Source organism: Caballeronia sp. ATUFL_F2_KS9A (assembly GCF_023630765.1).
Taxonomy (GTDB): Bacteria; Pseudomonadota; Gammaproteobacteria; order Burkholderiales; family Burkholderiaceae; genus Caballeronia; species Caballeronia zhejiangensis.
Genome location: NZ_JALQEK010000029.1, coordinates 322859 through 337292 on the forward strand (window position 1 = coordinate 322859; position 14434 = coordinate 337292).

12 protein-coding genes and 1 pseudogene are annotated in these 14434 nt (G+C 66.3%); 9 read left to right on the forward strand and 4 right to left on the reverse strand.

What is annotated here, in order from left to right:
- Positions 1 to 2: 2 nt before the first annotated feature.
- Positions 3 to 1850 (reverse strand): DUF3857 domain-containing transglutaminase family protein, encoded by a 1848-nt coding sequence (locus NCS67_RS17235; RefSeq protein WP_502801862.1) that lies wholly within the window; start codon positions 1848 to 1850, stop codon positions 3 to 5.
- Positions 1851 to 2106: 256 nt separating this feature from the next.
- On the opposite strand from NCS67_RS17235, the gene NCS67_RS17240 reads away from it, so the two are divergent.
- Genes NCS67_RS17240 through NCS67_RS17250 form a run of 3 tightly spaced genes read left to right on the forward strand, consistent with a single transcriptional unit; the run spans position 2107 to position 5493 of the window.
- A complete protein-coding gene (locus NCS67_RS17240) occupies positions 2107 to 3261 on the forward strand; it encodes an HPP family protein (protein WP_250435877.1) in 1155 nt (384 codons plus the stop codon).
- Positions 3262 to 3280: 19 nt separating this feature from the next.
- Positions 3281 to 3691 (forward strand): MarR family winged helix-turn-helix transcriptional regulator, encoded by a 411-nt coding sequence (locus tag NCS67_RS17245; RefSeq protein ID WP_008353238.1) that lies wholly within the window; start codon positions 3281 to 3283, stop codon positions 3689 to 3691.
- Between the two features lie 17 nt (positions 3692 to 3708).
- Positions 3709 to 5493 carry a chloride channel protein gene (locus tag NCS67_RS17250; protein WP_250435878.1) on the forward strand — a complete coding sequence of 595 codons (1785 nt, stop codon included), beginning with the start codon at positions 3709 to 3711 and terminating at the stop codon, positions 5491 to 5493.
- On the opposite strand, the gene NCS67_RS17255 is transcribed toward NCS67_RS17250, so the two are convergent.
- Positions 5450 to 6715, reverse strand: coding sequence for a glycosyltransferase family 9 protein (locus NCS67_RS17255; RefSeq protein WP_250435879.1), 1266 nt, complete (start codon positions 6713 to 6715; stop codon positions 5450 to 5452). The genes NCS67_RS17250 and NCS67_RS17255 overlap by 44 nt on opposite strands.
- A gap of 279 nt (positions 6716 to 6994) precedes the next feature.
- On the opposite strand from NCS67_RS17255, the gene NCS67_RS17260 reads away from it, so the two are divergent.
- From NCS67_RS17260 to acuI, 5 genes are all read left to right on the forward strand, one after another.
- Positions 6995 to 7897, forward strand: a complete 903-nt coding sequence (locus tag NCS67_RS17260) for an aldo/keto reductase (protein ID WP_250435880.1) — start codon at positions 6995 to 6997, stop codon at positions 7895 to 7897.
- Positions 7898 to 7907: 10 nt separating this feature from the next.
- Positions 7908 to 8330 (forward strand): DUF1810 domain-containing protein, encoded by a 423-nt coding sequence (locus tag NCS67_RS17265; protein ID WP_008353230.1) that lies wholly within the window; start codon positions 7908 to 7910, stop codon positions 8328 to 8330.
- Between the two features lie 54 nt (positions 8331 to 8384).
- Positions 8385 to 8600 (forward strand): hypervirulence associated TUDOR domain-containing protein, encoded by a 216-nt coding sequence (locus tag NCS67_RS17270; protein WP_175979390.1) that lies wholly within the window; start codon positions 8385 to 8387, stop codon positions 8598 to 8600.
- Between the two features lie 161 nt (positions 8601 to 8761).
- A complete protein-coding gene (locus NCS67_RS17275) occupies positions 8762 to 9199 on the forward strand; it encodes a PRC-barrel domain containing protein (protein WP_008353227.1) in 438 nt (145 codons plus the stop codon).
- A gap of 64 nt (positions 9200 to 9263) precedes the next feature.
- On the forward strand, positions 9264 to 10259 hold the full coding sequence (gene acuI, locus NCS67_RS17280; RefSeq protein ID WP_008353225.1) for an acrylyl-CoA reductase (NADPH): 996 nt from the start codon (positions 9264 to 9266) through the stop codon (positions 10257 to 10259).
- 7 nt (positions 10260 to 10266) lie between these two features.
- Here acuI and NCS67_RS17285 read toward each other — a convergent pair whose 3' ends face one another.
- Positions 10267 to 11961 carry a methyl-accepting chemotaxis protein gene (locus tag NCS67_RS17285; protein WP_250435881.1) on the reverse strand — a complete coding sequence of 565 codons (1695 nt, stop codon included), beginning with the start codon at positions 11959 to 11961 and terminating at the stop codon, positions 10267 to 10269.
- A gap of 263 nt (positions 11962 to 12224) precedes the next feature.
- Between NCS67_RS17285 and NCS67_RS17290 the strand changes: the two genes are divergently transcribed.
- Positions 12225 to 13481, forward strand: coding sequence for an aminotransferase class V-fold PLP-dependent enzyme (locus NCS67_RS17290; RefSeq protein ID WP_250435882.1), 1257 nt, complete (start codon positions 12225 to 12227; stop codon positions 13479 to 13481).
- A 3-nt stretch (positions 13482 to 13484) separates the two neighbouring features.
- Here the strand turns inward: NCS67_RS17290 and NCS67_RS17295 are convergent.
- Positions 13485 to 14321, reverse strand: a pseudogene (locus NCS67_RS17295) (NAD-dependent protein deacetylase); the annotation flags it as partial.
- Between the last annotated feature and the right edge of the window lie 113 nt (positions 14322 to 14434).

The window sequence follows — 14434 nt, forward strand, 5'->3', positions numbered from 1 at the left end:
GTCTATCCGCCCAGCGCTTTCAGGATGATCTGCGCCTGCGTGTCCCGCTCGATTTTCTTGAGCAGCGGCAGCGCCGCCCGAAAATCGTCGGGCGTGCAGACTTGCTTGCCGAAGCGGGCGTCGAGCGTGCGCGATATCTGGATCACGTTGGTCGACGGATCGAACACATAGCGCGCGCGATAACGAAAAACATCGCTTGTCAGATCGAGATCGTCGGGCACTTCGGCGACGTGCGTCGTCTTCGGCAGCGTGATCTGCGCGGTTTCGTCGAACGTGCCGCCGATGCACAGATACGGCTGCGTGCGCGTGCGCTCGGCGAGCCCGTTGCGCACCGCCGTCGCGATGCCGCCCGACAGGCTCGACAGCGCGGGCAATGCCGTCGTGCCCGTCGGCCAGACGATGTCGTCGAGCGTGCCGCGCAGCGTCGTCGCGAACGGGCCGCCGGTTGCATCGACGTCGCTCGTCGTCAACGCCCCCGCGCCGCGCAGATTCGTGTAACGGAGCCGGTCCGCCGCGATCTGGTCGCGCCGTTGCGCATTCGCGAGACGCAGGTTGATCCGCTCGATTTCCGCGCTCCATCCCGCGTCCTCGACCCAGTAGGCGAAGTTCGCCTCGCCCTTGTCCGCGACCTCGATCTGCAGCCGTGCCGTGCGCGCGAGCGGCTGCGTCGCGGGCGTGCGGGCCAGCGCGCCGGTATTCACGAGCAGCGCGGGCCGGTCCATGTCGGCGAGCGGCAGAAAGCCGAATTCGACGCTCGCCGCCGTGCTGTCCGCGAACACGTTCAGATCCGGCAGCCAGGTGACGATGTGGTTGATCGCGCCCGATCCGTAACCCGGCACCGACGGCAGCGTATAGACCGAACCGAGCCCGATGAGCGCGGGCTCGTTGCGAATGCCGACGGCATCGAGCAGCGCGCCGTAGAGCGCGACGTGATCCTTGCAATCGCCGTAGCGATTCGCGAGCACGTCCGTCACGCGATGCGGCACGGCCGGACTCTGCCCGATGAACATCGCGACGTAGCGGATATGGTGACGCACCCAGTCGTAGAGCGTTTTGGCTTTGGCGCGGTCGTCGGCGTCGTTCTGCGTGAGCGATTGCGCGAGCGCGCGGATCGCGGGATCGGTCGCGCCCGGATCGGCGGCGGCGTCGCGGTAGGCCTTCGCGAAGCTCGCGTAATCGGGAAAGGTCGTGACCATCAGCCGATCGCCGTATTGCGCATAGCCCACGGAGCCGCTTTCGATGCGCGCGAAACGATCGTGCCGGTACGTGAACGCGTAACGCGTGCGCCCGTTCGCCGTGACGGGCGGCTCGGCGACATAGCCGCGCGCATCGGCATAAAGCGGCTTGTCGGCGGGCAGATCGAAGACGAGCGTCTGCTGCACGACGGGCCGCTGCCCCGGATCGACGTAATAGTTGAATTGCCCGGGAATGACCGCCGCCGCCTGGCTCTTGCGAAAACGCAGATGCACGGTCGAGCCGATGCCCATCGCCGGAAAGATCACCGCGCGCAGTTTCGCGTCCTGAAACGTCGGCGCGCCCGCCGAGCGCGGCTCCTGAACGTCGCGGATCTGATCCGGCGAGACGTCGTGGCGCGCGCCGCTCGCATCGATCGAATAGGCCTCGACGATCTCCACCTTCGACACGCTCTTGTCATACCAGACGTAGCGCTGCGCGATTTCGTCGACGCCCGCCGACGTGTTCGCGCGCAGCACGGTGATGTCGTCTTCGGTGAGCGAGCCGTCGCTCGCGACGACGAACTCGTGAACGTCGCTGACGATCGTCGACGGGTCTTCGTCCGCCGCGACCGCCGCGCACGGCCACACGCACGCGAACGCGATGTAGCACGCCATCCGGGAAATGTTGCGACGTGCCATGTCGAAGTGTCCGCGCCGCGCAAGGGAAAACTCATCGTACAGGAGGACATGGCGTCCGCGCACGCCCGTTCAACCGGATCAAAAGTGCGACGAATCCTGGGACGAATTGAAGCGCGCGACAATTTGTATCATATTGCGATACAATTTCACGATTGTCGCACGCTTGCTTTTCGCGCCCTCGATCCGGCCAGCCAGTGTGACCTTCCACTGACTCTTCCCGGAACGCTGAAAAGTGACGCGTATGGCATTGCTTCGCTGGCTCCAAGGCTTTCTTCCCGCTCCGGTCACGCTGCGCTGGAGCGAGCGATTGCGCGCGGGGCTCGGCGCGCTGATCGGCATTGCGCTGACGGGCGGGCTGGCGCATCTGCTGATCGGCGATGCATCCGCGATTCCGTATCTCATCGCGCCGATGGGCGCGTCCGCCGTGCTGCTCTTCGCCGTGCCCGCGAGTCCGCTCGCGCAGCCGTGGTCGATCATCGGCGGGAACATCGTATCGGCGACGGTCGGCGTCAGCTGCGCGATGTTCGTTCACGATCCCGTCGACGCTGCCGCGCTCGCCATCTGTCTCGCGATCTGCGCGATGTTCGCGCTGCGCTGCGTGCATCCGCCTTCGGGCGCGGTCGCGCTGACCGCCGTGCTCGGCGGGCCGTCGATTCACGCGCTCGGCTATGGCTTCGTGTTCGCGCCGGTGGCGATCCAGTCGGCGGCGCTGCTCGTGTCGGCGATCGCATTTCACGCGCTCACCGGGCATCGCTATCCGCACGGCCACGCCGCGCCGAAACCCGCGGTCGCGCCGCCCGGCGCCGACTCGTTCACGCGCGCCGACCTGCAGGCCGTGCTGTCGCGCCGCAGCGAATTGCTCGACGTCGATCCGGACGATCTCGAAGCGCTGCTTCGCGAAGCGCAGTTGCAGGCCTACGCGCGCCGGTTCACGGAGTTCACGTGCGCCGACATCATGTCGCGCGCGATCGTCTCCGTGACGCCCGAGACGAGCGCGCAGGCGGCGCTCGCGCTCATCGACAGGCATCAGGTGAAGGCGCTGCCGGTGATCGACGCGACGCGCCGCGTGTGCGGCATCGTCACGCGCGCGGACCTGGCGCCGGTGCGCCGCGACGGCATCGGGCAACGCGCGCAGCAGGCGATCGAGCGGCTGATGCGCGGCCCGTCGACGACGCCGCCGCTCGTCGCCTCGCTGATGACAACCGACGTCTGCACCGTGAAGACGAGCACCGCCATCGCCGATCTGGTGCCGATGTTCGCGCACTTGGGGCATCACCACATTCCGGTGGTCGGCGCGCACGATCAGCTCGCGGGCATGATCACCGAAGCCGATCTGATCTCCGGCCTCTATCGACAATCGTTCGCGGGCGAGCGCAAGACCGCCTGAGCGCGTCCACTGAAATCCGATGAACACTCCGCGCAAACTCGACAAGCCGGACTTCGAGCAACTGTCCGAATTCCGCTATCAGATGCGGCGCTTCGAGCGCTTCTCCGAGCAGGCCGCGCAGAACGAAGGCATCACGCCGCTGCAATATCTGCTGCTCCTGCACATCAAGGGCTATCCGGGCCGCGAATGGGCAACGGTCGGCGAACTCGCGGAGCGGCTGCAATCGCATCATCACGGCGTGGTGGCGCTCGTCACGCGCTGCGAGGCGGCCGGGCTCGTGCGACGCGCGCAGAGCGAAGAGGATCGCCGTCAGGTGCGAGTGCATCTCGAAGCGCGCGGCGAAGAAGTGCTCACGCGCCTCGCCGCGCTGCATCGCGCGGAGATCAAGTCTCTCGATGGCGCGTTCCGCGTGCCGCAGATCGATTTCTGAATTCCTGGAGCGCCTTCATGGACCATCACAGACGTGACTTTTCGGTCAACGACCGGCTGCTGAAGATATGCGGACTCGCCGCCGTCATCGGCGGCATCGCCACGCTCGCGGCCGTCGTGCTCCTTGCGCTCATCCATCTGTTCACGAACCTGTTTTTCTTCGGCACGCTTTCGCTCGAGGACAACTCGCCCGCGCTCAATACGCTCGGGCCGTGGGTGATCGGCATTCCCGTGATCGGCGGACTGATCGTCGGCATGATGGCGCGCTTCGGCTCGGACAAGATTCGCGGACACGGCATTCCGGAGGCGATCGAGGCGATCCTGTTCGGCAAGAGCCGCATGTCGCCGAAGGTGGCGATCCTGAAGCCGCTGTCGTCGGGGATCGTGATCGGCAGCGGCGGGCCGTTCGGCGCGGAAGGCCCGATCATCATGACGGGCGGCGCGCTCGGCTCGCTGATCGCGCAATGCATCGACGTGACCGCCGCGGAGCGCAAGACGCTCTTGGTCGCGGGCGCGGCGGCGGGCATGACGGCCGTGTTCGGCACGCCGGTCGCGGCGGTGCTGCTCGCGGTCGAACTGCTGCTGTTCGAATGGCGGCCGCGCAGCTTTCTGCCGGTCGCGCTCGCTTGCGCGGTCGCGGGCTTCGCGCGCGCGGCGGTATTCGGTACGGGCGCGCTCTTTCCGCTCGAAACGCCGCCGCCGCACATGATTTCGCTGCTTTCGTGCCTCGTGGCCGGGCTGTTGTCGGGCGCGCTGGCGTCGGGGCTGTCGGCTGCGCTCTACAAGCTCGAAGACCTGTTCCACAAGCTGCCGATTCACTGGATGTGGTGGCCGGCGCTCGGCGCGGTGATCGTCGGTATCGGCGGATATCTCGAGCCGCGCGCGCTCGGCGTGGGCTACGACGTGATCGGCGATCTGCTGCATCAGCACATCGCGATTCAGGTGGCGCTGTCGATTCTCGCCGTGAAGGCGATCATCTGGGTCGTCGCGCTGGCTTCGGGCACCTCGGGCGGCGTGCTCGCGCCGCTATTGATGCTCGGCGCGGGCCTCGGCACCGCGCTCGGCGCGATCCTGCCCGGCCACGACACCGCGCTCTGGCCGCTCGTGTGCATGGCCGCGACGCTCGGCGCGACGCTGGGCGCGCCGCTCACCGCGATCGTCTTCGCCTTCGGCCTCACGCACGATGCGAACGCGCTCCTGCCGCTGCTCGCCGCGACGCTCGTCGCGCACGGCTTCGCGACCGTCGTCATGAAGCGCTCGATCATGACCGAGAAGATCGCGCGGCGCGGTTATCACATCTATCGCGAATACGGCGTGGATCCGCTGGAGCGCCATCACGTCGATGAAGTCATGACGCGCGACGTGCTGACGATCGACGCCGCCACGCCGCTTTCCGACGTGCTCGCGAAGCATTTCGGGCCGCAACAGGTGCATCGGGCGTATCCGGTGGTGCGCGACGGCGTGCTCGTCGGCATGCTGGACCGGGCGTCGCTCGCGACGTTGATCGGGGCGTCGCCGGTGGCGCAGTCGGGCGTCAGCATCGGCGATGCCTTGCAGCGCATGGAGCACGGCGCGCCGGCGTTCGCGCTGCCGGGCGAGCCGTGCCGCCTTGCCGCGACGCGTCTCGCCGTGCATGAACTGGAGCGCCTGCCGGTGGTCGCGGACGAGGCGTCGCGGCGGCTCGTCGGCATCGTGTCGCGCAGCGATCTCGTGAAGCCCGCGCGCGCGCACTTCGACGAGGAACATCGGCGCGAGCGCTTCAGGGGCTTTCGGCGGACGGCGCCGGCGCTGAAGAAGCACTGAAGGATGCGAGGTCGGCGCAGAGATCGGCGAGCGGCTGCGTCCAGTCTCCCAGTTCGGTCTGACGATAGAGCCGCATCGACGGATACCACGGCGTGAAGCGCTGACAGTCGAGCCAGCGGCTGTCGCAGGCCCGCGACAGCAACACCCGCACCGGCCGATTCAGCGCGCCGGCGAGATGCCCCGTGCCTGTATCGATAGTGACGAGCAGATCGAGCTTCTCCAGCACGCGGGCCGTGTCGCCGAAGGTCGAGAGATGCGGCGCGATATCGGTCACGCCGTGGCGGTTCATGATCGCGCGTTCGTCGTCGCCGAGTTCGCCGACTTGCAGCGAATAGAACTGACAAGCCTGATTCGTCAGCAAGGATTCGAGCCGCTGAAGCGGCATCGAACGATACGGTTCGTGCCGCACGCCGCTCGCGCTTCTCCAGATCAGGCCGATTTTCGGGCGCGTCGTTTCGACGTTCAGCAGCGCATTGGCGTCATCGGACAAACGCTTGGCCGGATCGATGGCGATGCGCGCGGCGGGATTTTCCATCGGAAAGTATGGCGAGCGTTGATAGCGCGCGTAGAGACTGAAACCGAAGGTCACGCGATCGCAGCACGCGAGTTCGGCCGCGCGCTGCTCTTGCGTCGCCATCGACAGCTTGACCTGCTCGCTCTGTCGGAAGACTTCCTCCCAACCCGAAAATTGCTCGGAGACGATCATGCTCGCCCCTTCGCGCAGCAGCGCGTCGATGTAGCGCGAGAACTGCACGAAATCGCCGAAGCCGCCCTCCGCGGAAATGAAAATTCGCTTGCCCGCGACGGACTCGTCCATGCCGAGCAGCTTGTCCGGGAGCGCGCCGGCCCAATCGGGATCGGATTCGAGAACGAGTTGATGAAAGACTTCGGCATATGATCTGCCGCGGATCGTGCGATAGCGTTCGTTCGCCTCGTGAAACTTGCCGAGGGCGAACTGCACCATGCATAGCTCTTCGGTCAGCGCGTATCGATTGGCCTGCGAAAGCGGCTCTTCGAGTCCGAGCTTCAGGAATTTCTCGGCTTGCGCGTGCATCCCGAGAAAGCTGAGGTCGACGCCGAGTTGGGCAAGCCAGCAATCCGGGTTCGCCGACGCGGCGAGTTGCGCGGCGAGCGCACAGGCTTCGGCGGCGCGTCCTGCTGCTCGCAAAGTGCGGATGAGGTCGAGCGGCGCCATGTCTCGTATGTTGTCGATATCGGCCATGCTGATTTTTTGTAGGAAGGCTGCGGGCGGGAGGCGGTATGTTAGTTCCCCGATGCATCGCGAGCGCAAAAAAGCGTCAATCCAAGGTAGATGTATCGGCCCAATGGGGGAAGGCACTTTGCGTCAAAAGGCGTTTCGGGGAGAGAAAGAATCGTGGGTGGCACTGGGCTGTGCCGATGCAAGCATCGGCGTCGGATTGCGCGTTCGCTGACGAACGTTCGAAACGGATCGCCCGATGTTCTCTACTATGCAAACTCTCCCGCTGACATCGCCCCGCCCATGCCCAACCGCCGCGCTTTCCTCCGCCTGACCGCCGCCGCGCTCGCCACGCAGGCATTCGACACGGCACAGGCAGCCCAACCCATGCACACCCGCCCGATCCCGTCGACGAAAGAGCCTTTGCCCGTCATCGGCTGCGGCACCTGGCGCACCTTCGACGCCGGCGACGACCCCGCCCGCCGCCGCGAGCTCGCCGAGGTCCTGCGCGCGCTTTTCGCCGCGGGCGGCTCGGTAATCGATTCATCGCCGATGTACGGCTCCTCCGAAGCCGTCGCGGGCGCGCTGCTCGCGCAATCGCATACGCGCGACAAAGCGTTCATCGCGACGAAAGTCTGGACCGACGGACGCGAGGCCGGCATCGCGCAGATGGAGCAATCGCTGCGCTTGTGGCAGACCGATCGCGTCGATCTCATGCAGATTCACAATCTGCTCGACTGGCGCACGCATCTCGCCACGCTGCGCGACTGGAAAGCCGCCGGCAAGGTCCGCTACATCGGCGTCACGCATTACACGTCGAGCGCGTTTGCGCAGGTCGAGGCGGTGCTGCGCTCGGAGCGCATCGATTTCGTGCAGATCAACTACGCCGCCAACGACCGCGATGCCGAAGCGCGCCTTCTGCCGCTCGCCGCCGAGCGCGGCGTCGCGGTCATCGTGAATCAGCCGTTCGGCGGCGGATCGCTGCTCGCTAGCCTGCGCAACCGGCCGCTGCCGGATGTCGCGCAGGAAATCGGCTGCACGTCGTGGGCACAGCTCCTGCTGAAGTTCGTGCTGGGCAACCCGGCCGTGACCTGCGTGATCCCCGGCACCGGACGCCGCGAATACATGATCGATAACGCGCGCGCGGGCATCGGCAACTATCCCGATGAAGCGATGCGAAAGCGCATCGCCGATGCGGTCGCGTAAGGAGATGAGCATGAGCGATCCGTACGACCTGCAGCGTTTCGTCGACGCACAGGAAAGCGTCATCGACGACGTGCGCGCCGAGCTTTCCGCCGGCCACAAACGCACGCACTGGATGTGGTTCGTGTTCCCGCAGATCGTCGGCCTCGGGCACAGCGCAATGGCGCAGCACTACGCGATTTCGTCGCGCGACGAAGCCCGCGCCTATCTCGCGCATCCCGTGCTGGGAGCGCGGCTCGTCGAGCTGACGCGCATCGTCAACGGGCTGCAGGGACGCACTGCCGGGCAGATTTTCGGCTATCCGGACGACATGAAATTCCATTCGTCGATGACCCTTTTCGCGCACACCGCCGACGATCCCGCCGTCTTCGAAGAAGCGCTGCGCCGATATTTCGACGGCCAGTCCGACGAGGCGACGCTTTCCCGCCTGACATGACGGGCATGGCCGTTGCGCTTCGGGAAACGTCCACTTTTTCCGGGAGCGCAAGCCATGGGCCAATCCTTCAAGCTGCACGATCACGTCCGCTGGAATACGCCGCAAGGCGAAACGACGGGCCGCATCGTGCGCATCGTCACCGAGCGCGCGACGCTCGACGGCCACACGGTCAACGCATCGCACGACGATCCGCATTTCGAAGTCGAAAGCGACAAGAGCGGCAAGCGCGCCGTTCACAAAGGCGACGCGCTCAAGCGGATCTCGCATTGACCGCGCGCACCGCACGTTCGCACTATTGCAGTGCGCGCGACGCCACCTGACACCGTTCCTGCAGAAACCATGATAAACGTTCAAACTTCTACCGCGCTGGAAGCTTGAATCGCGCATTTCAATTGAACCGGATTGCCCCAATCCTTTGAGGAATCGAACCAATGAAATCGAAACTCGTGGCACTGCTCGTTGCATCGTCGGCACTTGGCCTGACTTCCACGGCATCGTTCGCCCAAGTCGCAGGCACGCAGCCGCTCGGCGTATCCGTCGAAGTATCGACCGCCATCATCGATGGCTGGAGCATCAAGAAATCCGTGTTGAACAAGCCGGTCGTCAACGAACAGGGACAACGCGTCGGCGTCATCAACGACATCATCGTCGCGCCCGACAAGTCCGTTTCGTTCGCGATCATCGCCGCTAACAAGTTCCTCGGCGTGGCGCGTCACGACGTCGCGATTCCGATCGAGCAACTGGACGTGAAAAACGGCCAGTTCGTGCTCGCGGGCGCGACCAAGGAGGCGATCAAGGCGCTGCCCGAGTTCCAGTACAACAAGGTGAAGGCGACGCCGATCCCGCGCGCGCAATTCGAGCATCATTGATTCGCCGTAGTGCCTGACGGGGCGGCCGCGCGCCGCCTCGCCCGCATTCAACCGGAGCCAGCCGATGTTCAAAGCCCTCATCCTCGACAAACAGGACGACCGCACGGTCGCGTCCATTCAGTCGATCGACGAAGCCCGACTCGCTTCATCCGGCGATGGCGGCGACGTGCTCGTGCGCGTCGACTTCTCCACGCTCAACTACAAGGACGGACTCGCGATCACCGGCAAGGCGCCCGTCGTACGCACCTGGCCGATGGTGCCGGGCATCGACTTCGCGGGTGTCGTCGAGACGAGTTCGCATCCGGATTACAAGCCCGGCGACAAAGTCGTGATGAACGGCTGGGGCGCCGGCGAAACGCATTGGGGCGGGCTCGCGCAGAAGGCGCGCGTGAGCGCCGCTCATCTGATCGCGCTGCCCGCGAACATCACGACGCGCCAGGCGATGGCCGTCGGCACCGCGGGCTATACCGCGATGCTTTGCGTGCAGGCGCTGGAAAAGCACGGCATCGGCGCACAGGACGGCGACGTGCTCGTGACGGGCGCGAACGGCGGCGTCGGCAGCTTCGCGGTCGCGATTCTGGCAAAGCGCGGCTATCGCGTGATCGCGTCGACGGGCCGTCCCGAGGAAGCCGCGCGGCTGCGCGAACTGGGCGCGGCGGATATCGTCGAGCGCGCGACGCTTTCCGAGCCGGGCAAGCCGCTGCAGAAAGAGCGCTGGGCGGCGGCCGTCGATTGCGTCGGCAGTCACACGCTCGCGAACATCTGCGCGAGCCTGCGCTATGGCGGCGCGGTCGCCGCGTGCGGCCTCGCGCAAGGCATGGATCTGCCGGCGTCGGTCGCGCCGTTCATCCTGCGCGGCGTCGCGCTGCTCGGCGTGGACAGCGTCTACGTGCCGCGCGAGCGGCGCATCGCGGCGTGGCGGGCAATCGCCGATGAAGTGCCGGTCGCGACCATCGAAAGCGTCGCGACGACGATCCCGCTCGCCGATGCGCCCGACGTCGCCGCGCGTCTGCTGCGCGGCGAGGTGAAGGGGCGCGTGATCGTCGACGTGAACGCCTGAAGCGGCGTCAGAACGTGCTCCAGCCGTCGGCGGTGGCGGGCTGCGCCACGGCCGCTTGAGCGACGCGCGGCGCGGGTTTCGCAACCGGCGTGCGCGGCGCGTGCGCCACGCGCGGCGCGGCCTGCGTGATCGCAGCCGCCGCGCCGTCCACCGTGAAGAACGCGACCGCCTCGTTGAGCCTGCGCCCCTGCTCTTCGAGCGACGTCGCGGCGGCGGCGGCTTCTTCGACGAGCGCGGCGTTCTGCTGCGTGACCTCGTCCATCTGCGTGATCGCGAGATTCACCTGCTCGATGCCGCGCCCCTGCTCCGCGGACGCCGCCGCGATCTCCTGCATGATGTCCGTCACGCGCGCGACGGCCTGCGTCACTTCGGCCATCGTCGTGCCCGCTTCGCTTGCCAGCAGCGAGCCGTCGCGCACCTTGCCTACCGAATCCGCGATCAGTTCCTTGATTTCCTTCGCCGCCGTCGACGAACGCTGCGCGAGGCTGCGCACTTCGCTCGCGACGACCGCGAAACCGCGGCCCTGTTCGCCCGCGCGCGCCGCTTCCACGGCCGCGTTGAGCGCGAGAATGTTGGTCTGGAACGCGATGCCCTCGATGATGCCCGTGATATCCGCGATCCTGTCCGAGCTGTCGCTGATGCCGTTCATCGTGTTCACGACTCGGCCGACGACATCGCTGCCCTTCTTCGCGATATCCGACGCGTTCGATGCAAGCGAACTCGCCTGCTGCGCGTTCTCGGCGTTCTGACGCACCGTCGACGTGAGCTCTTCCATGCTCGCCGCCGTCTCCTGCAGGGAAGCGGCCTGTTCTTCGGTGCGCTGGCTCAGATCGGTATTGCCGGTCGCGAGCTCCTTTGCCGCGCCGCCGACCGCGCCGCTGCTTTCGCGCACGCGGCTCACGATGTCGGTGAGGCGCGCGTTCATCGTGGCGAGCGCGCGCAGCAAATCGCCCGTTTCGTCCTTCGTATTCGCGACGATGCGGCTCGTCAGATCGCCGCGCGCCACCGTCTGCGCGATGCCGACCGCCTCGCCGATCGGCGCCGTGATCGAGCGCGTGACCAGCACGCCGCCGATCACCGCGAAGAGCGCCGCCACCACGCACAGCGCGATCAGCACGTTGCGCTGCGTCCGATAGCTCGCCTGATCCGCGCGCACGATTTCCTCGCGGCGCGTCGCGGTGTAGGCCGCGTAGTCGTCGGTGGCCTTGACGAGTTGCGCGAGCAGCGGACGGCACTCGTCGTCGAGCGCCGTCACCGCTTCCTCGTGCTTGCCCGCGAGCGCCAGCCCGGCGATCTTCGTCGCGACGGGACCGTACAGCGCCTCCACGCGCATCATTTCGGCGGCGAGACTCTTCGCCTTGTCGCTCGTATCGCTCGCGCTGGCGAGCATGTCGTTGAGTTGCTTCAGGCGCGCCTGCACGTCCTCGTGGGCGCGCGTGGCTTCGGCTTGCTCGAGTTCGATATCGGACGGTTTCGTGACGAGCACGAGATTGCGCGCGGCGATCGCGCGGCGGTCGACGGCCGTGCGAATCTGACCGGCGACATCGGCGCGCGCGTTGATGCCGTTGACATAGTCCGCGAAGCCGTCCGTCGCGACGGACAGCGCGCGCAGCGACATGCCTGCCACCAGCACGACCAGCACCGCCAGAATGCCGAAGCCAGCGATCAGCCTGTTCTTGATCGTGATGTTCTTGAGGTTCATTTTCAGGGTTCTCTCAGGGTCCGTTCGGGGGACATACGGCGTCCGTGTGATCGCTTCGCGCGGCATACTGCTACGCGAGCGAACGATCGAGCGCAAAAGATGCGCGACGCTCTAAAGCTGATTACGGCTCACGATTTTTGGACTGAAGGGAAAAGATGCAAATAGTCTGCACTTTGTCCACTACGTTCGGTAATACCGTTACCATACAGATGCGCGAAGTTAGGTAAGCATTTCATTTTCTTTCCACGAACTTCTACATTCCGATGCCCGAGATCCTCGATCACCGCACGCCGGGATTCGCCGATGCGCTCGCGACGCTTCCGCCGACGCCAACCGCCGGTCTCGCCACGAACGAACGCTACTGGGATGCGGTGCGCGCGCTGTGGCGTCACTCCGACGAGCTCATCAACCTTGAGAACGGCTTCTGGGGTGCGATGACCGAGCCGGTCAAGGCGATGTTCCATTACTGGACCGAGCGCGTGAACCGCGAGACGACGCTTCTGATCCGCCCGCATCTGATGTCGCTGTATCAGGGTTTGCGGGAGCGCGTCGCGATGGAAATGGGCTGCGCGGTCGAGGAGATCGAGCTGACGCGCAACGCGACCGAAGCGCTGCTCGCGCTCATCAGCGGCTACAACCGCCTCGCGCCGGGCGACACGGTGCTCTACAGCGATCTCGATTACCCGTGCGGCAAGGACGCGATGGAATGGCTGCGCGAGCGGCGCGGCGTCACGCCCGTGCGTATTACGATGCCGGAGCCCGCGACGCGCGAAGCGGTGCTCGACACCTACGCGAAGGCGCTGCGCGCGCATCCGCGCACGCGGCTCGTGCTGTTGTCGCACGTCTGCTTCGCGACGGGCCTCGTGATCCCGGTCGCGGAGATTTCGGCGATGGCGAAGGAAGCCGGCGCGGACGTGATCGTCGATGCCGCGCATTCGTGGGGGCAACTCGCTTTCGACGTGCCCGACTTGAATGCGCCGTTCGCCGCGCTGAACCTGCACAAGTGGATCGGCGCGCCGCTCGGCTGCGGCGCGATCTACATCCGGAAGGGACACGTCGCGTCGATCGATCCGTATCTCGGCGACCGCTCCTGGCCCGCCGACGATATCCGCGCGCGCGTGCATACCGGCTCGCCGAACTTCGCCGCGTGGTTCACGCTGCCGTCGGCGCTGGACGTGCATCGGCGCATCGGTGCGAAGGCGAAGGAAGCGCGTCTGCGTGCGTTGCGCGATGCCTGGGCGAAGCCCGCGAGCGAGCTTCCCGGCGTGCAGATCCTGACGCCGCACGATCCGTCGATGACCGCCGGCATCACTGCGTTCCGCCTGAACGGGCGCGCGACGAAAGCAGGTTGCGATGCGATCGTCGCCGCGCTGCGCGATCGCTTCTGCGTCTTCACGGTGACGCGGCCCGGCCCCGACGCGGGCGAAGTCGTCCGCGTGACGCCCGCGCTCTTCTCGCGCATGTCGGATGCCGAGCGTCTCGTCGAAGGCATCGCGGCGCTTGCGCGCGAAGCGAAGTAAGCGTCAGCGCGTCACCGGCCGTGCGTCGAGATGCTCGATCAGGCGTTCGAGCGCGTCCGAGCACGGCGCTTCGACTTTCAGCGCGAGGAGCGCGTCGGCGCGTGTCTTGCCGATGTTGATGGCCGCGATCGGCTTGCCGCTTTTCGCGGCCCACTCGCAAAAGCGATAGCCCGAATACACCATCAGCGATGAGCCGACGACGAGCATCGCATCGGCGGCTTCGAGCGAGCGTGCCGCGTCGTCGACGAGCGCGCGCGGCACGCTCTCGCCGAAGAACACGACGTCGGGCTTGAGCACGCCGCCGCAGCGCGTGCAGCCGGGCACGTCGAAGGCGGCGAAATCGAGATCTTCGATATGCGCGTCGCCGTCGGGCACCGCGGGCGCCGTATAGCCGACGAAATCCGGATTCGCCGCTTCCAGCATCCGCTGCACGGCCGCGCGCGTATGCCGCTCGCCGCATTCGATGCAGCGCACTCGCCCGATATTGCCGTGCAGCTCGATCACATCGGGATTGCCGGCGCGCGTGTGCAATCCGTCGACATTCTGCGTGACGAGCCGATGTACCCGGGAACGCGCGGCGAGCGCGCGCAGCGCGTGATGCGCGGCGTTCGGCTGCGCGTTCTGCACGACCGGCCAGCCGATGAGGCTGCGCGCCCAATAACGCCGGCGCGCGTAGTCCGAACCGAGAAAGTCCTTCAGCAGAATGGGCGCGCGGCCCGTGCGCTGGCCTTCGCGATCGCGATAACAGGGAATGCCCGATTCCGTGCTGATGCCCGCGCCCGACAGCACGAAAAGCCGCGGATGCCGCTCGACGAATTCATGAAGCTGCTGCACTTGCCGTCCTTTTTTCGCTTGTCCGAGCGATTTGCTCTGGTGGAAATATAAGGCGAAACCGCCCGCGCCGCTGGCTGCGCATCCGGCCTTACCACTTTTTCGATATTGAAATTGGCTTG